The 21721-nt window shown below is 35.4% G+C and carries 27 protein-coding genes; 15 read left to right on the forward strand and 12 right to left on the reverse strand.

The genetic code is table 11. From position 1 onward, the window contains the following. Positions 1-108 precede the first annotated feature (108 nt). Positions 109-948, reverse strand: coding sequence for a universal stress protein (locus JR347_RS09680; protein ID WP_205720403.1), 840 nt, complete (start codon positions 946-948; stop codon positions 109-111). A gap of 329 nt (positions 949-1277) precedes the next feature. On the opposite strand from JR347_RS09680, the gene JR347_RS09685 reads away from it, so the two are divergent. The 6 genes from JR347_RS09685 (at position 1278) to JR347_RS09710 (ending at position 4015) form a co-directional block, all read left to right on the forward strand. Continuing rightward, on the forward strand, positions 1278-1652 hold the full coding sequence (locus JR347_RS09685; RefSeq protein WP_205720404.1) for an arsenate reductase family protein: 375 nt from the start codon (positions 1278-1280) through the stop codon (positions 1650-1652). 20 nt (positions 1653-1672) lie between these two features. After that, a complete protein-coding gene (locus JR347_RS09690) occupies positions 1673-1975 on the forward strand; it encodes a hypothetical protein (RefSeq protein ID WP_205720405.1) in 303 nt (100 codons plus the stop codon). Positions 1976-2016: 41 nt separating this feature from the next. Beyond that, the gene (locus JR347_RS09695) at positions 2017-2556 is read left to right on the forward strand and encodes a YceI family protein (RefSeq protein WP_205720406.1); all 540 of its coding nucleotides are present in this window, start codon (positions 2017-2019) and stop codon (positions 2554-2556) included. A gap of 11 nt (positions 2557-2567) precedes the next feature. Beyond that, positions 2568-3065, forward strand: coding sequence for a DCC1-like thiol-disulfide oxidoreductase family protein (locus JR347_RS09700; RefSeq protein WP_205720407.1), 498 nt, complete (start codon positions 2568-2570; stop codon positions 3063-3065). A gap of 174 nt (positions 3066-3239) precedes the next feature. Then, a complete protein-coding gene (locus JR347_RS09705; protein WP_205720408.1) occupies positions 3240-3632 on the forward strand; it encodes a hypothetical protein in 393 nt (130 codons plus the stop codon). 11 nt (positions 3633-3643) lie between these two features. Further along, positions 3644-4015 carry a SpoIIAA family protein gene (locus tag JR347_RS09710; protein WP_205720409.1) on the forward strand — a complete coding sequence of 124 codons (372 nt, stop codon included), beginning with the start codon at positions 3644-3646 and terminating at the stop codon, positions 4013-4015. A gap of 256 nt (positions 4016-4271) precedes the next feature. Here JR347_RS09710 and JR347_RS09715 read toward each other — a convergent pair whose 3' ends face one another. The 4 genes from JR347_RS09715 to JR347_RS09730 form a co-directional block, all read right to left on the reverse strand. After that, positions 4272-5426 carry a baeRF7 domain-containing protein gene (locus JR347_RS09715; protein ID WP_205720410.1) on the reverse strand — a complete coding sequence of 385 codons (1155 nt, stop codon included), beginning with the start codon at positions 5424-5426 and terminating at the stop codon, positions 4272-4274. Positions 5427-5706: 280 nt separating this feature from the next. Then, complete coding sequence (locus tag JR347_RS09720; protein ID WP_235689629.1) at positions 5707-6183, reverse strand: MgtC/SapB family protein; 477 nt, start codon at positions 6181-6183, stop codon at positions 5707-5709. Between the two features lie 16 nt (positions 6184-6199). After that, positions 6200-6496 (reverse strand): GNAT family N-acetyltransferase, encoded by a 297-nt coding sequence (locus JR347_RS09725; protein WP_205720411.1) that lies wholly within the window; start codon positions 6494-6496, stop codon positions 6200-6202. Between the two features lie 22 nt (positions 6497-6518). Next, complete coding sequence (locus JR347_RS09730) at positions 6519-7358, reverse strand: universal stress protein (RefSeq protein WP_205720412.1); 840 nt, start codon at positions 7356-7358, stop codon at positions 6519-6521. Positions 7359-7689: 331 nt separating this feature from the next. Between JR347_RS09730 and JR347_RS09735 the strand changes: the two genes are divergently transcribed. Next, positions 7690-8145 (forward strand): DUF2383 domain-containing protein, encoded by a 456-nt coding sequence (locus tag JR347_RS09735; RefSeq protein ID WP_205720413.1) that lies wholly within the window; start codon positions 7690-7692, stop codon positions 8143-8145. Positions 8146-8256: 111 nt separating this feature from the next. Continuing rightward, positions 8257-9657: a sigma-54-dependent transcriptional regulator gene (locus JR347_RS09740; protein WP_205720414.1), complete on the forward strand. Its 1401-nt coding sequence runs from the start codon at positions 8257-8259 to the stop codon at positions 9655-9657. Positions 9658-9727: 70 nt separating this feature from the next. Here JR347_RS09740 and JR347_RS09745 read toward each other — a convergent pair whose 3' ends face one another. Next, the gene (locus tag JR347_RS09745) at positions 9728-10081 is read right to left on the reverse strand and encodes a DUF2116 family Zn-ribbon domain-containing protein (protein ID WP_205720415.1); all 354 of its coding nucleotides are present in this window, start codon (positions 10079-10081) and stop codon (positions 9728-9730) included. A gap of 184 nt (positions 10082-10265) precedes the next feature. Between JR347_RS09745 and JR347_RS09750 the strand changes: the two genes are divergently transcribed. The 7 genes from JR347_RS09750 (at position 10266) to JR347_RS09780 (ending at position 17236) form a co-directional block, all read left to right on the forward strand. Continuing rightward, the gene (locus JR347_RS09750) at positions 10266-10604 is read left to right on the forward strand and encodes a single-stranded DNA-binding protein (RefSeq protein WP_205720416.1); all 339 of its coding nucleotides are present in this window, start codon (positions 10266-10268) and stop codon (positions 10602-10604) included. A 253-nt stretch (positions 10605-10857) separates the two neighbouring features. Continuing rightward, the gene (locus JR347_RS09755) at positions 10858-12837 is read left to right on the forward strand and encodes a BatA domain-containing protein (protein WP_205720417.1); all 1980 of its coding nucleotides are present in this window, start codon (positions 10858-10860) and stop codon (positions 12835-12837) included. A 13-nt stretch (positions 12838-12850) separates the two neighbouring features. Then, positions 12851-14119, forward strand: coding sequence for a dihydroorotase (locus JR347_RS09760; RefSeq protein WP_205720418.1), 1269 nt, complete (start codon positions 12851-12853; stop codon positions 14117-14119). Beyond that, entirely contained in the window at positions 14116-14658 is a 543-nt protein-coding gene (locus tag JR347_RS09765) for a DUF4199 domain-containing protein (RefSeq protein WP_205720419.1), read from the forward strand. Before JR347_RS09760 ends, JR347_RS09765 begins: the two co-directional genes overlap by 4 nt. A gap of 117 nt (positions 14659-14775) precedes the next feature. Further along, positions 14776-15303, forward strand: coding sequence for a DUF4199 domain-containing protein (locus tag JR347_RS09770; protein WP_205720420.1), 528 nt, complete (start codon positions 14776-14778; stop codon positions 15301-15303). Positions 15304-15305: 2 nt separating this feature from the next. Continuing rightward, positions 15306-16271 carry a glycosyltransferase family 2 protein gene (locus JR347_RS09775; protein WP_205720421.1) on the forward strand — a complete coding sequence of 322 codons (966 nt, stop codon included), beginning with the start codon at positions 15306-15308 and terminating at the stop codon, positions 16269-16271. Beyond that, positions 16271-17236 (forward strand): glycosyltransferase, encoded by a 966-nt coding sequence (locus JR347_RS09780; RefSeq protein WP_205720422.1) that lies wholly within the window; start codon positions 16271-16273, stop codon positions 17234-17236. Before JR347_RS09775 ends, JR347_RS09780 begins: the two co-directional genes overlap by 1 nt. A 3-nt stretch (positions 17237-17239) precedes the next feature. Here JR347_RS09780 and JR347_RS09785 read toward each other — a convergent pair whose 3' ends face one another. From JR347_RS09785 to JR347_RS09810, 6 genes are all read right to left on the reverse strand, one after another. After that, on the reverse strand, positions 17240-17623 hold the full coding sequence (locus JR347_RS09785) for a VOC family protein (protein ID WP_205720423.1): 384 nt from the start codon (positions 17621-17623) through the stop codon (positions 17240-17242). A gap of 243 nt (positions 17624-17866) precedes the next feature. Continuing rightward, entirely contained in the window at positions 17867-18481 is a 615-nt protein-coding gene (locus JR347_RS09790) for a hypothetical protein (RefSeq protein ID WP_205720424.1), read from the reverse strand. Positions 18482-18811: 330 nt separating this feature from the next. Further along, the gene (locus JR347_RS09795) at positions 18812-19384 is read right to left on the reverse strand and encodes an energy transducer TonB (RefSeq protein WP_205720425.1); all 573 of its coding nucleotides are present in this window, start codon (positions 19382-19384) and stop codon (positions 18812-18814) included. Positions 19385-20160: 776 nt separating this feature from the next. Beyond that, the gene (locus tag JR347_RS09800; protein WP_205720426.1) at positions 20161-20418 is read right to left on the reverse strand and encodes a Txe/YoeB family addiction module toxin; all 258 of its coding nucleotides are present in this window, start codon (positions 20416-20418) and stop codon (positions 20161-20163) included. Beyond that, complete coding sequence (locus JR347_RS09805; RefSeq protein WP_205720427.1) at positions 20418-20669, reverse strand: type II toxin-antitoxin system Phd/YefM family antitoxin; 252 nt, start codon at positions 20667-20669, stop codon at positions 20418-20420. The genes JR347_RS09800 and JR347_RS09805 overlap by 1 nt, the downstream gene beginning before the upstream one ends. A 358-nt stretch (positions 20670-21027) precedes the next feature. Next, positions 21028-21684, reverse strand: a complete 657-nt coding sequence (locus JR347_RS09810; RefSeq protein WP_205720428.1) for a CPBP family intramembrane glutamic endopeptidase — start codon at positions 21682-21684, stop codon at positions 21028-21030. Positions 21685-21721 lie beyond the last annotated feature (37 nt).

Below are 21721 nucleotides of genomic sequence, written 5' to 3' on the forward strand. Positions count from 1 at the left end.
AAAAATGAGAAATAACCTTGGTCTCAATAGCCAAAATATTCGTGTGAAGAATTGTGCATTCAGAATTACAAAAGGCCTAAATTCATAGCCTGTTTTATGTGTTATCTGTTATCTATCGATGAGTAAAAGAACTGGTATTTGGGTGTGGTAGATAAGTTTTGTAGAAACGCTGCTATGAAAAAGATCTTTTAGAAAGTTTCTATTTCTTGGAATAGCCATTAATAGGTCAGGCCGGTCTTCATCAATGTATTTAATAATTCCTTCAAAAGCTTCCATATCCGCAATAGGTTTGTGTTCATGATCAATATTAGAAATATACCTATGCAATGCGGTATTTTTCATTTCAGCTTTTAAATCTTTATTCTTTCCATCTTCAAAAACATGAAGCACGTTAAATTTTATGTTTTCTCGTGAGGCAAAATCTTTGAGGAGTGTTAAGGATTTATTGTTCACATTTAAGGATTCATTATCAGCAGTAAGCGTGATGTTATTCACTCCCTTGTACTGCGCCTCCTTTGGAACAGCAAGCACGGGACAGTTGATTTTTTTTATAACTTCCGCAGTATGTGTGCCAAGAGTCATTCGTTCGAAACTGCCTCGTTCTCGAGTACCCATAATAATCATATCGGGTTCTTCCTCATCAACTAATTTTTTTATTACTTCAGTAACATTACCGCGCTGAAAAACCTGCTTAACATCTAATCTATTTTTTAATGAATTTACCCTTTCATCTAACTTATCCTTTAATTCTTCCTTGAGACTGTCGTTTTCTATAACAGGTATGGCAGGAGTATTTGAATAAGGCACAAAGTGCTTGTGGGCATGTACGAGAATACCTTCAACATTATCGCCTACCAGGTCTTTTGAAAATTGGATTCCGTATTCCATTGCATTATCTGCTGCATCGGTGAAATCTGTGGCAAAAATCAATTTTAATTTTTTAATCATGGTTTTTTATTTTAGGTACAATGCAACTACTGTTTATAGCGCACTTATCTTCTAATGCGCAATAAACATGCGATTGTGTAATACAGAATAATAATTGACAGAATAACGACCTGGATAAGGTATAGTAAATTACTTTTTAAATACTGTAGAGATTGTTCACACATGGCCAGGTAATGTGTTGATCCTTTGCCACAGTAGATCAGATCATATGACCCTATTTTACTTAGAGTAGCTTAATAGATTCTCGGTACAGTCTTAGCAGCCAATACATGTAGGAGTCAGGTACTAATTGTAATCCTTTTTGCCTGTAAGAATCTAAATCGACTAACATGATGGTTAAAGACAATGAAATACTATTTATTTATAACCCAACCTCTATTAAGGATCGGGAGGCATTAGCCTACGCAAATAGCCTTAAACACTACAAAGTAAAAGAATATGATGTAACAAAGCAGGTGCCTACCAAAAGGCAGCTTGCAGAGTTGTCAGAAAAGTTAGGGGTAGGCATACATTCTCTCGTAAATCATAAATCTGAAACTTATATAGAAAAGTATCAACACGCTGATTTAGATAGGGATGATTTACTGAAAGCAATTGTGAAGAGCCCAAGTATTATAAAAACACCCATTGCTGAATTTAAAAATACGGCAGAATTCGTGGATTCAACCTATGAATTTATAAAAAAGGATATGAAGAATAAATAATCCTTAATAAGGAAGATCAAATGAATAAGACGCAACAAAAAATACAATATCTACTAAATGAAGTATTAGACCATGCTGATAAAAAAGTGGACTCACTTCAAATGAGAATAGTTAATGCGTCAGAAATACAAAGAAATAGTTTGATCAGGGCTATTGCTAAAATTAGGAATGAAAAAGAAATTATCGAGAATAGCATCCTGAATACTATGCTGAAATCAGAGAATTGGGAAAAAACAATAGAAAAGTCAGAACGACTTATTCATAAGTCAAAAGCGAAAATAAATCGCCTTTGTGATGAGGCTAAGAACCCAATAGTAAACTGAAAAAAGAATTTTTTAAGATTAAAAATTTAAACTATAACGCCATGAAAAAATATAAGCTAGATACAGATAGAAGTAAGATACTTTGGACAGGAAAAAACAAAAAGATGACTATTAATGGTGAAGTTGAATTTGAAAAAGGAAATTTTTTTGTTGAGTTGGATGGTAAACTCGTAGGTAAACTAAAAATTGACCTTAAATCTATAAAATTGGCTTCTAATGACGATATAAATGAAAATCAGGAGAAAGATTTCCTAAATCATTTAGCTTCTGAAGATTTTTTCAATGTTGATGAATATCCTTTCGCAGAGTATGAAATTAAGGAAATAACCGAGAAAGACGCTGAACATACAATTTTTGGAATACTGAAAATGAAAGAAAAAGCCTTTGGATTAAATACCACAGGCAAAATTGACATAGAAAAAAATGGTATAGTTGCTGAAAGCTCCTTTAAGTTGTCAGATGTAAACAAAGCGATTACTGATAAGATAACTCAAAAATATGATGGCGAGCCGATTGAAAGCATACATTTAAAAACATATGTGAAAGCAGATATATCAAAGGAAAAGTCGCTCAACAATTAAGTTAGACATTTTTGATAACCAAATATAAAAACACGCCATTTCAACCAGCCAAACCATTACTGGTGTGGGATGGCGACTGCGGTTTTTGTCAATACTGGTTGCTTTGGCTTCTAAACCAAACAGGTGATCGTATTAATCATGAACCTTACCAGAAAATAGCTGATAGCATACCAGGCCTTCCTAAATGGGCATTTCGCGAGGCTGTTAGATTTATTGAAACAGATGGTTCAGTATTTAGCGGTGCTTCAGCTTTTTATCAGGCATACACCTACACTAATTCTAAAAGTAACACGCGACTAATTAGGATGTATAACCACCGATCGTTTTTCAGGTATATGAGTGATCACAGCTATTCATTTATCTCCAAAAATAGAAGGTGTATGTTCTTCCTCACAAAGTTATTTTGGGGTAAAAACCCTGTAAAGCTCAAGAAATATTGGCTGATCTATCTAATAATAGTTACACTTCTACTCACTTGGTTGGTTGTAAGCACGCTGAGTATTATATAACAATGTGTGCAAAATTCTACTCTTTAAAATTCTACATAATTCAAGGTTAACGGGTAAAATATTCCCCATCAAAATGATAAAATGAATAATAAACAGGTAATAACATGTTTTATTCAACACTAGAAAATTGGCATCTATTTTGGCCTTTATGTATCAAATCAAATCAATTAAATTATGGATGTATTAGCAATTATTTTATACTTATTCGTTTTTGCACTTTTAATTACGGCCATTTCCGGATTGGCATTTAAAACACACGGCCCTTGGGGCTCATACTGGCCGTCTTTTCTTTTAACTTTTCTATTCATTTGGGTAGTATCATTATGGACGGAACCTGTAGGGCCCGTTTATTATGGAGTATCGTGGGTGCCAATAATATTTGCTGGTGTAATAATGGCAATCTTACTTGCTGCAGTTACACCGCCACAATTAAGAAGACAGCGCAAAATAATTCTTAAAGACAATAAGGAAGATCGAAATCCTGGAACGGCAATAGCTTTAGGTATATTATTCTGGGTTGTAATTATCATTCTTATTGTAGGAATTATTGCCAAATACACTGTTTAAAAACTTTTACTATGATTGATAAAATAGATTTAAAAAATGATAATGTTATTGGCTTCAAGGTAAAAGGAAAAGTAGATGACCTATCATTCAAGGAAAGTGCTCTTGAGATATTAGACGCCCTGGAAGATGACAGTCACTTTAACATATACCTTGAGATTGAATCACTATCAGGTGTCGAATTTCAAGTGTTATTTGATAGCCTTAAACTTGGTTTAAGCCATTTGGGCGACTACTTAAAGAAGGTAGATAAAATTGCAGTTGTTACAAATATAGGTTGGTTCGAAAGAGCTACCAAAATTGAAAATAAACTAATATCTAGTATTGAAGAAAAAGTGTTCAAGCCTGGTGAACGAGAAATGGCTAAAGCTTGGGTGAGCACATAAGTATTTATTGTCACTCAACCTGGACACCTCAATTCATTAAAAGATTCATGACAACGATCTGAATGTAAAAAAGAGATAAAGCCATCTTAAAATGGATTGAGCACAACAATCGTTGTCTGCTTTAGCTGAATATGTTACAAAGAAGACCTAACAATGGGCAATCATATATTGCATCACTGTTAGGTCTTATTAACTTTTACAAGCGGTAATAATTCGAAAATTACTGATTAACCCACTTCATAAGGAATTATAAATGTTATGGAGTTACCACCTCATAACGAAATATAGCATTAAGTGGAGAAGTAGAATCTGGCATTTCTTCACCTTCAAGAACGAATACGCGCCCGTCTTTCAGAATCGTATGAACTGCTGAAAAATTAGCTAAATCCGCATTGTTGATTGATTCTTCCTTATGAGTGTCCACTTCTCCTGTTTTAAGATTATAATGCCCATATAAATTAGTGTTTTCTTTCACAAAAAGCGTGTTTATCTGGCCATTGTAAGCTGCCGCCACTATTTTATCTATGTCACTTGATGATTCACCTTTATTGAGTAAGCTATTATAAGATTTCATCAAATTTTTCAAGTTATTGTTGGGCTGTTCGCGCAGCATTTTCAAACTACGTTCATGGAGTTCGCTTTCCTTTGTTTCTTCATGATTTCCCTGGATCGGCTTATCCAACATTCCATCGTAATTATTCACGCTTTTATATAGATGAAAAGATCGTTCTTCACTGGCTATAATAAGAGGAATTTCACTGGACGTTTCGACCTGTGCCATCAAATTTTCATCTATTTCTTCAAATAGCTTTTTAAGTTCTCTTTTCTTTTCAGAGTCACCACCGCTACCCTGGCCGTGATACATACCACCACCGGTTTCTCCTTGGCCACTTCTATATTGCAATGCCTTTTGTTCATAATCTGAACCTACAACATCTTCAAGGCTTTCTGGCAGTATATTATGTTCATTAAGTTGATCGTTACTGCCTTTGAAGAATCTGATATTATTTTCACCTAATACCAATAAGTAAAATTCTTTTTTCTTGTCGAGATCTGATACTAGCTGCACCAAGTTCAGATGATCACCAACATATGTTTGCTGTGTAAATTTTTCATCTGAAAAATAGCTCTCTAATTTGTTGTCATAATAATACAGTGCTAAACCATTGGATCTATTTCTCCAAAATTCAACATCATTAATCAAACCCTCTATTGTCTCATTAACTTTGGAAATTTCTCTTGATTTTAGTTCGTATGTTTCAAGCTTACTTGTTACTTCCTTCAAGCAGTTTTTAAGCATTATCTTGTTAGCATCGATATGTTCTACTTCCGTAGGCATGTAAATTGATATGCAATGTGGAGCTCTTACATTGGCTAGTTCTTTAAATCTTTCTTTACTTATATAATTCATAATTTTCATTTTTATTTAGACTTTCACTGTCATATATCACAAGAAGTGTTCCTTATAATTTCTAATTGACCAGAAACGAAAATTGCCACGTAGGAGCACCTAATGGTAGATAATGCAGGAGTTGCATTTTAACCTACTACCTTTTGCGGAAGATATTTCTACATTGTGTACCCAAAGTGTGAAATTGTTACACACTTTATAAGTAGGTATCTCGACTTTAGAAATCTGATGTAGTGCAGTTTATCTTTTACCCAATTGAAGAGCATAGCCTTAATTATATTTAAATGCCCTTTGAGAAGCGATGAACTACATAATTTACAATAAGAATAAAAACTGTTAATAATACAGCTAACAGATAGTGATGGAGTGCCACGCAAATGCCAATACCGCTCGAGTAGAGTAGGGTGGCTGCTGTGGTTATTCCATAAATATTATGTTCATCTTTCTTTTTAAGTATGGTACCGGCACCTAAAAAACTGATACCTACTACAATTGCCTCAAATAGTCTTATGGGGTCGGCATTAATAGAATTTGGATAATTGGATTCCAAGAATAAGATGATTGGCTTGCTTAGTAAAATAATGAGACAGGTTGCTCCACCAACTATCATATTGGTGCGTAACCCCGCTTCTTTATCAGCCTTTTCCCTTTCATAACCTACTACCATTGTAAGTAATGTGGCAATAACCACATCGCCAAAAATGGCAAGTTCTTCAGGATGTATGAGTTCACCCACAAGGTTTAACATCGGTTCCATGAATCTAGGAGCTTATTTACGCTGATTCTATAATCAATTCTTTATATTCAGGATTTCTATCGATATAATCCTGTACAAAAGGACATGAAGGTATTATTTGTAAATTTTCTTTCTGGGCATGTTCTAATACATGTTCTACAATAGAGGTAGCAACCCCTTTTCCTCTAGCTTTCTTTGGTACGTATGTTTCCTTCAAATCCAGTATATCCAGATTTTCAGATTCATATTGCACGTATGCCTGGGAATTTTTCAAATTCACAAAGAATCTTTCATTTTTCTGACTGTGTTCTACATTTAGATTATTCAATACCATAGTTTTTTATTTTTATAGTTACTTACTTTAAAATTAACATTGGAATACCTGCCTTTCGGATCATTTGCTTTCGAGTACCTGGGCTAAATAATCGCTTGAAAAATCCATGATCTCTGTAGAGCAATACCAGTAAATCCATGTTTTGAGCATCAATAAATTCTTGAATTCCTTCGGTAATATCGCTTTCTATTATAGTGTGGTATTTGAAATGATGAATATCATTATTTAGCATTTTTTCTTTCAGTGACTGATAAATATCTTTTTGGGCTGTTGTCAGCTCTTCAGTTTTCTTTTCTGTAACATGAAATGCTTCCACAGAAGCTTCATAGCGAACTATAAAGGGCTGTAAGTCCTCTAACGATATTTCATCTTTTGTTTCACCTTCATCAAGTGCTAACCCTACTCTTTTTAAAGGTTGGTATTTATAATTTTCCGGAATTATTAATACTGAGCAATTAGATTCTCTAGAAAGCAATTCAGCTTTTGTTCCAAAAAATGCTTCCAAATCGGTAGATTCTTCACTGTTTAGCACAAGCAAGTCAGGAGTAAATTCTTCTGGCATATTCGACAATAGCGTATGCGCTGATCCCGGCATCACTAATAATTGATATTCAATATCTTGTAACTCAGAAAGTTCGTTTAATCTCTTTTCTGTGCTTTCACGAATTTTATCTTCATCGAATGGTTCAATCGGTGCCGTTAATCCTCCAAATTGCTCCGTTGTAAATTCCTCAGTATAAATAGGATAGCACTTCAGCAAAATTAACCGCGCATTCAACTTTTTTGTAAGTTGAATTGTCGGTTTTAAATGTGATGATAATTGATCGGTAAGATCGATTAGTGCTAGAATATTGTTAATCATATTTAGTTTAATTGTGTTCTGTTATACAGTCTTTTAAGTACAAGCACTATACCACTAATGCAGAACAAGGTCTGGTAATCATTTAGAGTGTTTTGCCCTTTTAGCCACAAACTCCTGTAGAAAAATGTACCCATCTTAGTAATGCAGTCGTAGAAATAACTTCTCAGAAGTGCACACATTTAACTCTCTTCTTATTATAACAGCGAAATAAATAGTAGGCATAACTTTTGGCGAATATTATAGAAAAGGCAATCCTGTTGTAACGGGTTAGTAGTCAATAAATTAACCCTTATATACTATCCTAAAGTAGCAAGCCCTAAAAAAAGACGTTATGAATAACAAGAAAACGAAAATAAAGCAGCTGATTAAAAAATTAAAAATGGCTGAAGAAATTTATAAAAGAGCGTCTATCAAAGTTCATGATCGACCTATGACAGAATATTTTGCAGCTTTGGCCAATAAGAAAAATGGATTCATTGATACATTGGTTGCCAACTCTCAATTAGGTCAAGAAAATGTGTCTATTGGAGTAAAAGATCGTTTTCGTGTTGAAATGGAGAAAATAGGTATTGAAGTGAATAGTATTTTAATAAGGCTCAATGAGTTTGAATTGATGGATTTCTGCATTAAGCGTGAGGAAGAACTTGTATCAATGTATCAAAACGTGCTGAACGAATATGACGATCAAGATTTTGTTGAGAAAATGATACTGGATCAATTAGTATACTCTAAAGACATACTCATTAGGCTTAATGAGAAAAAAGATACCTATGAATATAAATATTAGTATTAGCTAGCCAGAGTTCCGGAATAATAAACGGGAATTATCATTCATTTTTAGTATATTTTGTTTCCAATCAAAATCTTCAGTTTTTAACGAAGAATATAGGAGGAATTAATGATCAAACCCGCTTCCAGAAGTATTCTCATCATTGACGGTGACGAAAGTATTAGCATTAAGTTGAATAAGTATCTCTCAAAAAAGGGATTCAATGTTCTTGTAGAAGATAGTGTTCAAAGTGCTCTTTCGCTAATCAAAAAGGAAAAAATAGATCTGGTAATTACAGATTTTGAGCTGGCTAAATATACTGGCATTGAGTTATTGCAAAAGGTTAAGATTTACAACCCTGCTATTCAGGTAATTATTGTTACCGCTTATGCTGAAATTCGTTTAGCCGTTGAAGCTCTTAAAAAAGGTGCCTTTGATTATGTTACTAAACCTTTATTTCCCGATGAAATTTTAGACACTATCAACAATGCACTGGAGGCACGATTAGAAGCACTGGAACAGCCAAAGGTTTCAAATCGAAAATCAAATAAAGTTGTACCCAAATACATTAATGGTTCAAGCTATCAATCGCAGTTAGTAGAAAAGCACATCGACCTTATTGCACCTACTGATATGTCAGTGATTATATCTGGGGAAACAGGCACAGGCAAAGAATATGTGGCAAGGCGAATTCACATGAAAAGCAAACGAAACAACATGCCATTTGTGGCTGTTGATTGTGGAACGCTACCCCATGAATTAGCAGGTAGCGAGCTGTTTGGACATGTGAAAGGAGCTTTTACAGGAGCTCTTTCCGATCATAAAGGTTGTTTTGAACGTGCTCATGGAGGAACATTGTTTTTGGATGAAATAGGTAATCTCAGCTATGAAAATCAGGTACAGTTATTAAGAGCACTTCAAGAAGGTGTTATAAGGCCTGTGGGAGGTTCAAAAGAAATAAGGGTAAACGTTCGTGTTTTGGTTGCCACCAATGAAGATTTAAAGATGTTGGTGGAGAAAGGCAATTTCAGGGAGGATATTTACCATCGATTGAATGAATTTAAAATTGACTTAGCACCTTTGCGTGAACGAAATGAAGACATTGAAATATTTGCAGCACACTTTTTAAAACTGGCAAATACCAAACTAAAAAAGAACATTACAGGCTTTAGTGTAGACGTTTTAGAAAAATTTAAGATGTATGATTGGCCAGGTAACCTGAGGGAGTTACAAAACATGATTAAGCGAGCCGTGCTCATTTGTAAAAGCGATAAAATTGAAATATCCTGCTTGCCTCCAGAAATTACACAACTGAAATCATTCAATGATCTTAGTACAAGTATTATGGTGGCTAATGGCACAGAAGCCATCAGTTTAAGAGAGATTACCGAAAGAGCCGAAAGAGGCGCCATACTCGAAGTACTTCGGCAAACCGATTATAATAAGACCAAAACTGCTTCATTATTACAAATTGATCGTAAAACATTGTACAATAAAATGAAGTCTTTGAAGATTGTAGAAAATGCTTGATCAAATTATTGTTCATAACTGTAGTTACAACCCAAAAAATACTACGTATTAAAAGCCGTTTATTCCAAAGTTACTCATCCCTTTTTACGAGAGCCAACCAATCATTTTCTAATTCCAGATATCCATATTCGTAACAAAAATAATAGGTTGCTCCTGCCTTAGTTATATAAGTATTCGTGTGAAAATTGAAGTCGAACCCATGTTCTAGAAGCTTTGCTTTTGGAGCTTTACTCTTGCCGTTAGGGGTGAGCTTTTCAAGAATCCTTCGATTTTTTCTTAAGGTATTGTTAACCTTTCTTATGTAGTTATTAGAGTCGCTATTTAGTCTGTTATTGTAGGAATTTCTGCATTGGTCAGAACAGAATTTTTTATCATTTCTACCAAATATTTTGGTTCCGCACTCAATACACTCTTTTTCTTCCATTTTATGTAATTAATTGAAAATCAATACTATAGTCGTTTACAAACGTTTACAAATGTAATTTAAACGAATACAATTAATTATCATACGACTATCGCTTTTTTCTCATCCTTACTTTGCTTCAGCGAAACGGAAAAACCGAACAGCGAAATCAAAATCTTAATTATAAACTTTAAATTTTATTACCATGAAAAATCTAAGAAACAGCGTACAATTAATTGGCAGACTAGGTAAAGATCCTGAAGTAAAAACATTAACAAGTGGTAAGTCTTTAACAACGTTTTCCATAGCCACGTCCGATACCTACAAAAATGCGAATGGCGAGAAAGTGGAGGATACGCAATGGCACAACATTGTTGCTTGGGGCAAGCAATCAGAAATAGCTGGGGAGTACTTGAAAAAAGGACAGGAAGTTGCGATTGAAGGCAAGCTTATTCACAGGTCTTACGAGACTAATTCCGGAGAGAAAAAGTATGTCACAGAAATCAATCTAAATGAACTTTTGATGATTGGTGGAAAGAAATAATCGAATCCTGATTTTGGTCATATTTTTTTACTAATCTTCTACTTACATTTACTATGTACTTCAGAGAGTCACTGACTCGTGAGGTACTCCAGAAATGGTGGTACTAGTACATTGAAGATGAACAATCATGTTCAATGACAGTCCAACTCAAAGGCGAGCACGGCTCGCCTTTGGAGTTTTATTCCCAGATATTTTGCCACTTATAAAACTTACTTGCGTATAGGTCGTAGGATTTTAATAATTTTACCACCGAATGGATTTTTTAAGACCTCAGCTGCTGTACGGACTTTTTGCACTTGCCATACCCATCATCATCCATCTTTTTAATTTCCGAAAAACAAAAAGGGTTTATTTTTCAAGTACGCGATTTTTAAAGCAGGTGAAAGATGCTACCAGCTCCAAGCTGAAATTGAAGCATTACCTGATCTTACTTTCTCGATTGCTATTTCTATTCTTTCTGATAATGGCATTTGCTCAACCAATAGTACCTGGAGAAGGAAATACATCAATAGCCTCTAAAGTGGCCATGTATCTGGATAATAGCTTCAGCATGTCTAACGAGGTAGACGATGGGCGATCTGCATTTAATTCAGCCATCAACCGTGCTAATGAGTTGATTAAGGTGTATCCTAAAGGCACTACGTTTAAGCTGTTAACGAATGATTTTGACCCTTTCTCAATCACCTATAAAAGCAGCACCGAAGTAGAAGACCAGCTCACAAAAATTCAGATGACCGGTATATCCAGAAGCGCTGATGAAATTTTAAACAGGTTAGCCAATGAAAATGACACTGACTCTTTGGATGTCTTTTGGATGAGTGATTTTCAAAAATCAACGTTCGGAGAATCAGGTCAAAAAGTAGCTGACCAATTGAAACTGAATTTAATACCTGAATTATTTACAGCCAACGCAAATGTGTTTGTCGATTCGCTATACATTGAAAACCCTTTCCTAATCGGTAATGAAAAACTTAAGCTCAATGTTTTAATTTCCAATAGAGGTGATGCTGATGTAAGCGGATTAGGGGTGAAAGTTTTCATGGATAAGCGCCAGGTATCAACAGCTCTGGTGGATATTCCTGCTTTGGGTAAAAAAGAAATTTCTTTTGATGTAGGCTACGACTTGAAAAAATTAAATAGAGGGCGAGTAAGTATTGAAGAATATCCTGTAACGTTTGATAACGATCTGTATTTTGTCATCAACCAGTTGGATAAGATTGCAGTTCTGGAGGTTAGAAATGAAAATTCATCGAAATACATTAAAGAAGTATATGCCAACACCAATCTTTTCGATTTTAAAAGTTATGACATCAGCAACCTAAACTACAACGAGCTTGATAAGAGTGATTTTATTATCATGAACGAACTGGATTTAACATCGGCTTTGGTGTCGGCTTTAATGAAAAAGATTAATAATGATGGTCATGTCTTACTCATCCCAAATTCAAAGCCCGATTTATCTAACCTTGGATTGTTAGGCGCAAATGTGAGTTTCTCTGAAGCTGAAGTGAAGTACAAAATAGCTTCTCCGGATTTTAATGACCCATTCTATGAAAATGTATTTGAAGAGAAAAATCCGAGATTTCAAATGCCTGAAGCCCAACCTGTATTGTTTTTAGGTAATGATAAAACGGCTTATCTCAACTTTCAGAATGGGAGCTCCTACTTACGCCAAATCAAAAAAGGGTTAACTATTTTGGCGGCACCATTAAGCAATGAGTATAGCACCTTTGCCAACCATGCCTTATTTGTTCCTGTTATGTACAAGCTAGCGGCATTAAGTGAGCGAGATCCCAACAGGCTTTATTACTACACTGACGATAATTATATTAATGTGCAAATTGATTCTATCAGGGTGGATAACGTACTAAAACTGTCAAATAATGATGTGGAGCTCATTCCATCTCAAAGAATTCTCAATAACTCAGTACAGCTTCAATTGCCGTCCAATGAATTGAAATCAGGTTTTTATAACCTCACATTTAAAGGTGACACCATCACTACTCTTGCATTTAATGTACCTCAGACAGAGTCAAATTTAGATCAATTTGAGCCCGAGGAACTAACTGGACTATATCAGGGAAATGTGCAGGTAATTTCTTCAACTGATGAAACTAATTTTAGAAATCAATTAGAAAGTAAATACCAGGGACAGCCATTATGGAAGTTGGCAATTGTGCTAGCTCTTGTATTTTTGCTGTCAGAGGTTTTATTAATCAGGTTTTTTCCTTAACTCGGAGTAATTTATGGCTAAAGTACTTATCAAGTCTGTTACAATTTCCAACAAAGGGTCTGCGCATCATGGTAAAGTAGTGGATGTGCTTGTTTCAGGTGGTGAGATTAAGAAAATAGGAAAAGTAACAGAAGAGGTTAAAACTACGATCAATGGTAAGGGCATGATACTGAGCTCAGGCTGGGTAGATATGCGCGCGTGGCTGGCCGATCCGGGTCTGGAGCATAAAGAAGATTTGGAGTCAAGTAGATTGGCTGCTGCTGATGGAGGTTTTACACATGTTACAGCTCTCCCAAACAACCAGCCTGTTACCCAAACGAAAAATGACGTTGCTTATATCAAAGGAGGCAATGCTGGTTCATTGGTGCAGTTACATCCAATAGCGGCAGTAACGCTAGGCGCAAAAGGAGAGGACCTCACAGAAATGATTGATTTACATACTGCCGGAGCAATCGCTTTTTCCGATGGCTTGAAGCCGATTTGGCATTCAGATATTCTGCTTAAATCATTGCAATACCTTCAAAAATTTGATGGTTTGCTAATCGATAGGCCCGAAGATATTCATCTGAATATGTTTGGTGTGATGAACGAAGGTGTTGAGAGCACCATGCTGGGAATGAAAGGGATGCCGAACCTGTCGGAAGATTTAATCATTCAAAGAAATTTATCAATACTCGCATATTCGGGTGGACGATTACATTTAACATGTCTATCAACAGAAAAATCCGTGGCGTTGATTAAAGAGGCGAGAAAGAAGGGCTTAAACGTGACTTGCGATATCGCATCATATCAACCTTTATTAGATGATTCCGCACTTGAAGGTTTCGATACTTCGTTTAAGGTAAACCCGCCATTGCGCATACAAGCCGATAATAAGGCCTTGATTAAAGGGTTGCAGGATGGTACCATCGATGTGATCGTTTCGAATCATATTCCACATGATGAAGAATGTAAAAAACTGGAGTTTGATTTAGCAGACTTTGGAATTACCTCTCTTCAAACAGTCGCCTCTAACTTGTCAGCACTAAGCGAAAAGGTAGATATGCATCTGCTCATCGAAAAAGTGACAACCAATCCGAGAAATTTATTGGGATTGGACGCTGCAACTATTGAAGAAGGAGCTGAAGCTGATTTAACACTGTTTGATCCCAACGCAAAATGGAAGTTGAACTCCTCGAGCAATAAATCTAAGTCAGTGAATTCACCTTATTTTAATCAGGAATTAAAGGGAAAAGCCATAGCCGTATTTAATAACGGTCAGGCATCTGTTAGTAGCATATGAAGCCAATTGTATCAACCCCGCTAAAGTATGGTTTAATTGGGTCGGTAATGGCCATGATTGTGATCGTATTTCTATATTATACGGGTAAACATCCGCTATTAATACCCATCTTCTTTGATGTAAGGGTAATATTATTCGCGCTGTTTATTTTCTTCGGCATCAAAGAGTACAAGACCCAGTTTAACGAAGGTTTTTTGCAGTTTTGGCAAGGAATGGTGATAGGTATTGGTATATATGTCATTATCGGGCTAGTAACAGGTATTTTCGTGATAGCATTTTCATCTATAGAGCCTCAATTCTTTGCAGATTATATTGAAGGTACTATTCGTGGGCTTGAATTGGATAAAGACCAAATTGTTAACCAAGGCAAAATTACTTTGACTGAAGAGCAGTATAATGCTCAGGTTCAAATGCTCAGAGAATCGACTCCAACGGTTTTAGGAATTGATTACTTTATTAAAAGCACATTGCTTGGGTTTTTTATCACCATCATTATAGCTGTATTCCTTAGAAAATCTGAAAAAAGGTTTAGTAAGTAACGCTTGGCAAGTGGAATTTGCCGATAATCCATTTAAATTACCACGCACTAAGTGTAATTTTTCATTTTCAGAAGGTACTAATACTTTTGAAATAACTTCAACCTAAAAATATTAAACATGGAAACTAACGAATCAACAATCTCTGTAAAGTCGGTATCGATTAAATGGGGACTTATTTTAGGAATTATATCAATTGCTTTATTCTTAACTATTGCCATTGCACAACTTCAAGGTAATTCAGCCATACAGTGGTTCGGCTATATACCGGCAATACTTTTGATCTTCTTGGCTCATAAAGAATTTAAGGAGCAAGGTGATGGCTTCATGAGCTATGGCCAGGGATTAGGAATAGGCACTTTGATAGTAGCTATTTCATCGGCCATTTCATCTGTTTTTGCGTATGTATATATCAAGTTTATAGATCCTACTTACATGGATATCGTGAAGGAATTGCAGGTAGAGGAAATGATGAACAGTGGCATGAGTGATGCTGAAATTGAGCAAGCACTTGAATTCTCTCAAGGGTTCATGACACCAGGATTCATAATGATTATGGCCTTTTTGGTCTCTGTATTCTTCGGATTTCTTATATCTTTGGTCGTTAGTGCGATTACAAAGAATAATAATCCTGCTCTGGAGGTTTAAATATGCAAAAAATTGATATTTCAGTAGTGGTTCCTTTATATAACGAAGAGGAATCATTGCCTGAATTATGTGAATGGGTAAGCCGTGTGATGATCTCACATGGCTTTTCTTATGAGTTGATTTTGGTGGATGATGGGAGTGACGACACCTCCTGGAACGTTATTCAGGAACTTTCCGCCAAAAATCAGCATATAAAAGCATTAAAGTTTAACAGGAATTATGGCAAATCAGCTGCTTTAAATAGCGGTTTTAAACAAACGCAAGGCAGCGTAGTCATTACCATGGATGCCGATTTACAGGACAGTCCGGACGAAATTCCTGCTTTATATAAGAAGATAAAAGAAGAGGGCTTTGATATGGTAAGTGGCTGGAAGAAAAAGCGCCATGATCCGATTACCAAAACCATACCTTCCAAATTCTTTAACTACGTTACCAGAAAAATTTCAGGCATTAAACTTCATGATTTTAACTGTGGTTTAAAGGCCTACAGGGGTGAAATGGTAAAGCATTTGAATGTGTATGGCGAGATGCACCGCTATATTCCGGTGATTGCTAAATGGAACGGTTACCGAAAAATAGGCGAGCAGGTAGTGCAACATAGAGAAAGAAAGTATGGCACCACAAAATTTGGGTTAGAGCGTTTTGTGAATGGTTTTTTGGATTTACTCTCCATCACTTTTGTAAGCCGATTTAAGCGTAAGCCCATGCATTTTTTTGGTTTGTTGGGCACATTATCCTTCTTCTCAGGCTTCGTTATTACCTGCTATGTTATTGGAGATAAGTTGTATAAGCTGCATAATAAATTACCGGTAAGAGATATTACCGATCAGCCACTGTTTTTTTTGGCTTTGGTGGCTTTAGTGGTTGGAGTACAACTGTTTTTAACCGGATTCTTGGCAGAGATGCTTGCCATGAAATCCAATTCCAGTAAAGATTATCTCGTATCAGATTCTATTCGAGTGAGCTAATGCGCTTCTATTCTGTAATCATTCCTATTTATAATCGTCCGCAAGAAATTGATGAGTTGCTTGAAAGCTTAACGAAGCAAACCTATACCAATTTTGAGGTTTTGGTGATCGAAGATGGTTCTTCAAAAAAGTGCGAACACATCGTTCAGAAGTATGCAGATAAATTAGATGTACAGTATTACTTCAAAGAAAATTCCGGGCAGGGGTTTAGCCGTAATTTCGGTTTCGAAAAAGCCAAAGGCAATTACTTCATTGTCTTTGATTCCGATTGCCTGATACCGGAGCATTACTTTCAGGCAGTGGAGGATTACTTGACTGAACACAAGGTAGATGCGTTTGGTGGACCGGATAAGGCACATGCATCTTTCACACCTATGCAAAAGGCCATTAGTTATTCCATGACATCGCCATTTACGACCGGTGGTATTAGAGGGAATAAGAAGCATTACGGCACTTTCCACCCACGCAGTTTTAACATGGGCATTTCACGTAAAGTTTTTGAGAAAGTAGGCGGTTATAAGATTACCCGTATGGGCGAAGATCTGGAATTTAGTATGCGAATTATTAAAGCAGGATTTAAAACTGCTTTAATACCAGATGCCTATGTTTACCACAAGCGTAGGACTTCATTACCACAGTTTTATAAGCAGCTTCATTTCTTTGGCAGAGCCAGAATAAACGTAGGACGCTTTTATGAGGAGGAAGTAAAGCTGTTTCACTGGTTTCCTGCATTATTTACGCTTGGCTTTATATCATTGCCATTCTGGTCGGCAGTTAATATATATGTAAGCATGGCAGCTTATAGTGTATATGGGCTCTTCTTTTTAATCAATTTTAGCAGCTCTTTGGCACAGAATAAGAATATTCATGTGGCCGTATTGAGCATAGCAACCTCCTTTGTACAGTTGTTTGCTTATGGCGTTGGGTTTTTGACTGAGTTGGGAAGGAAGTTGGTGGTGGGGTGACAGTTAAACTGTATCAATTCTCCATGGTGGATTTAATCTATTTTCGCCACTATAAAATAATATAAGCTGATTACCATCTAAATCTTTCAATCGGGCTTCACGCCAAAGCCATCGTTGGTCTGTTGGTTCCAGATCAAATTCAATTCCTTTAGCTTTCAAATTCTGAACATGTTCATCTAAGTTCTCACATTCAAAATAAACATAAATGCCATCACCTTCTGGAAGTTTATCAGTTAGGTGAATTGAGAATGTTGAATTACCATCAGGGCACTCGAACCGTGCATAATGAGGCAGGGATTTTACTATCAATTTTAACCCTAACTTTTCATAAAAAGGAATTGATTTGTTTAAATCTAATGATGGTACGGTTATTTGGTTGAGGTTCATATTGGTCGAGTAGTAGTTTGATTGAGAAAGTTTGGTTTACTTAGTTGGTAAATAGATTACATATTTACCATTAGACTAAGTCATAGTGTTTTACTATTTCTATGCCAGAACTATTTACATGCAACACACGCCCTTTTAGAAAATATATACCACAAGGGGCTATAAATATAAACGTAGTATTTTCTGCCAACTATCTCAACGATCAGAAGTCATAAACGGCTAATTTCTTTATAATTCTTTGCTTTAGTTTGAATTGGCTCCTGCAAGAATTGGCTGGTTTACAATTGAGTCGTAAGCATAATCAATCAAGGTTACAATTTCTGTCACCTTATCGAACTTGATTCTTAGCCAGCCAAAATGTGTAGTTTCATTTATTTTGTGTTGTATTCCTACAATCTGCACAGAATCAGCCCAATTACCTTCATAGGATATTTCGCCATTGGTATAGGTATTTCTTATGGCCAAAGCACCGAAATCAGATGTCCATTGTTGATTTTGTTTAACTTCAAAATCTATGATTTCGCCAGAATTTTCGGCAACCAAAAGACCCATACTCAAAAAATTTTCATCTATTGGTGGTCCAGATTTAATCAGATTAGCTCCAATTGGGTTCATGCCTGCATACAAGCGGTCGCCCAGACTATTTGCGGTCAATTCTACAAAAATTGTAAAATCTACATGTCCATCCTCTGACAAGTCTATGGCAATAGCACTTGGATCGCCATATTGTACAGTTCGTCCATCTAATTTGTATACAATTGAATTGGTCGGTTTGATGATTCCATCGTCATCATCACACCCGAAAAAAAACAGACCCCCTAGAATGATTATACCAAGCAGGAAAAATTTAGATTTCATCAATTATAGAATATTATTTGGTTGATCTTTATTCTTAAATACACACCTGTTAGGCGCGTTTGTTTACTTTCCCGATAGCTATCGGGATTACAGGGCATAAAATTAGCACGATTTGGATTTAGAACCTACATGTCTGCCGAAACTGTAAGTGAAGGCAGAGTCCTATATGAAGCAGCTTAAGACACCCCTTTCTTACAAGTAGTCCACAAGTTAAGAGATGAAAGTGGATGTGAAATGCTAACCCAAAAAAGTGTGTGTTAATCGCACTTGAGCATTTAGAACTTCGTACGTTGAAGTCCAAGTGCGCTCTTATAAAATGTTAGCATGAGTTTAAAATCCTATAGGAATCATATAAGCCCAGGCTCCAGTATTACGTCCTTTGTATATGGCTGGTTTGAATTTTAGCTCTCTATTAAGTTGTTCAATAATATTTTTGTCAAGCAATTCACTCCCAGTCCCTTTTTTGAGGCTTCCAGCAAAATTTCCTTCTTTGTCGATGACAAGTTCTATGAAAATTTGACCTGTAAATTCAGATTTTCTAATCTCGTCAGAAGAGTTGAGAGCTTTTCTTATTTGAGTTACAAGTTTTGGGTTTAGGGAATAGTCTTTGTTATTTATAGGGTATTCTTTCTCTTTGTACAAAAATTTAGGGTCTTCATCTACCACAAGAAGAGGCATAATATCATGATACTCTATATCAATTTTTAGTTCCTCTTTAAGTAGGTTAATAGCTTTTGCATTTCTATTCTGAACAGCAAGTTGGAGATAGAAATTTGCTGAATCAATATTATTTTGTTTTATAAAGTTTTTCCCTTTTTCAAGGTATTCTTGTCCAGTGTTCTTCGACTGAGAGATTGAAAGTGATGAAATGCTTAATAAAAAGTATGCAAGTATGTATTTCATATAGTTATAATTCATGCTAACGTTTAGTACAAAAAGTCGTTTTGACGCTTTTTATACATTGTTGTGTATTCGTTTTTTGTCTTTCCTTAGAACCATCCAAATTAGAAAAGCAAATGCCAAAGTTAGTAAAGTGAAAAATTTTTCAAAATTGGTTTTCGCTAAGATGTTCCCAACAGTATTCATTCCAAATAGGATTAAGAAGATCCATAAGGCAACATCCACAATTTTCATTGGTATAATTTCAGTCAAATAGTTTCCCTTTATTAATAATACAAAGCATAAAAAGAGATTAACTAGAATCGAAACACTCTCAAAAACATACATTTCAGTGTCATTCTTTAATCTTCCTCCCCAAGTAATTTCATAAGGAATTATTTTTATCACTATGCACAAATGAAAAAGTATCACGGCTACTAATAACCATAGCATCATTTTAATTGCAATTCTTGGATTCATTCTTTAATTCTGAGTTTTTGATGTTAACGCCCATGTAAGGCACGTTTGTTTACTTTCTCGATAGCTATCGGGATTACGGAGCATAAAATTAGCATGATTTGGATTTAGAACCTACGTGTCTGCCGAAACTGTAAGTGAAGGCAGAGTCCTATATAAAGCAGCTTGAAACACCCCTTTCTTACAAGAAGTCCACAAGTTAAGAGATGAAAGTGGATGTGAAATGCTAACCCAAAAAAGTGTGTGTTAATCGCACTTGAGCATTTAGAACTTCGTACGTTGAAGTCCAAGTGCGCTCTTAAAGAATGTTAGCGCTTGTTATTTTAGTCATAGTGAAACCTGCATTTTACTATATAAACTTCATCGTCTTTAACTTGATAAATTAACCTATGCTCACCATCAATCCTTCTAGACCAAAAACCACTGTACTTGTATTTCAATGGTTCTGGCTTACCAATTCCATCAAAAGGATTTCTAGCAATGTCCTTAATTAAGTTATTTATTCGTTTTAGAATCTTTTTGTCAGTCTTTTGCCAGTACAGGTAGTCCTCCCAGGACTCGTCAACAAAAATGTATTTCATTAATCTAGGAGTTCTTTCTTAAATGAATCTCCTGACTTAAACTTTGAGATTGCAGAGTCTAGCCTTTGTTCATTGACTTTGGAAGATAATTCACGCTGAGTTGTAGTAAGGGAATTATATTCGTCAAGAGACATAATGACAACACCTGTGTCTTTACCTCTGTTAATAATTAATGTTTCAAAATTATTGGTCACATTGTCCAAGTATCTTTTGATGTCTTTTCTAAAATCTGATAAAGTTGTGGTTAGCATATTTTAAATATTATGTACAAATTTATGTACATAATTTAGTTTTAAAAAGTTTCAAATTGATTAAAATCCTGCAAGAAATAAGCGCTAACACCCGGCTAGCGCGCTGTGTGCTACCTGAGCTGATTTGCACGCAAAGTAATGAATTCTGTGTTTTGAGCCAAGTTGCAGAGACTTAGGCAAAGGCCTTTCTACACTCCTTGCCGCCCGAGTCTGCTCGAGGGCTTACTCCCTGAAAGTCGCTGAAGGAAGATCTAGGGTTAAAAGCCAAAAATGTAAACACAGAATGAATGGTCGATTAGCAGTAACTTATAAAAAAAAGTACTTAAATATATGTGATGCTAGCCTATGTTAGCACACCTTATATTAATGTCACCATTAAATTTACGGACATATGCATCAATATTGATGACCAAATATTATCTGATTTAGAATACAACCAACTACTAATCAGTCCAATGAAGAATGCGATATATGCAGTGTGGAATTCAAATGCACTTGGTTCAATAAAAATAATGACGAAAGGTAGATGAATGAAAGCAAATAGAGATGCCGTTATCAGTATTGCTTTACCTCTTGAAAGAGTTTTTTGTAATTCAGTTTGAACTGACAACTTGAAAAACATCTCTTCAGCAAATGGAATAATTATTATACCAGCAATGATGTTTGGCCAGGTTTGTATTGTGCCTCCGAAATCATATGTTATGAAATAATTTGTATTAAAAAGTGTATTGAACAACCAGTTTAAAGGTGTTTGTACAAAAGGAAAAGAAACTCCCAAGACTATAGATAACCATAGAAGTTTACTATTAAAAATATGGAATTTAGATTGATCAAAATATTTGGTTATTGTAAGGAATATAATCACTAATAATAATTCAAAAACGGCAGTAAAAAATATGTAATTATTCCAAAGTGCTTCTTGATCATCAAAGTCTACGATTAACAGCAAAGCAGCATTAATAAGGAGGATACCAAAAAATAATAGAGTATATATTATTGCCTTAACAACGTGCATTTTGGACCTTTAGATCTTCAACTATAATATATCTAGA

It is taken from the genome of Fulvivirga lutea (assembly GCF_017068455.1).
Taxonomy (GTDB): domain Bacteria; phylum Bacteroidota; class Bacteroidia; order Cytophagales; family Cyclobacteriaceae; genus Fulvivirga; species Fulvivirga lutea.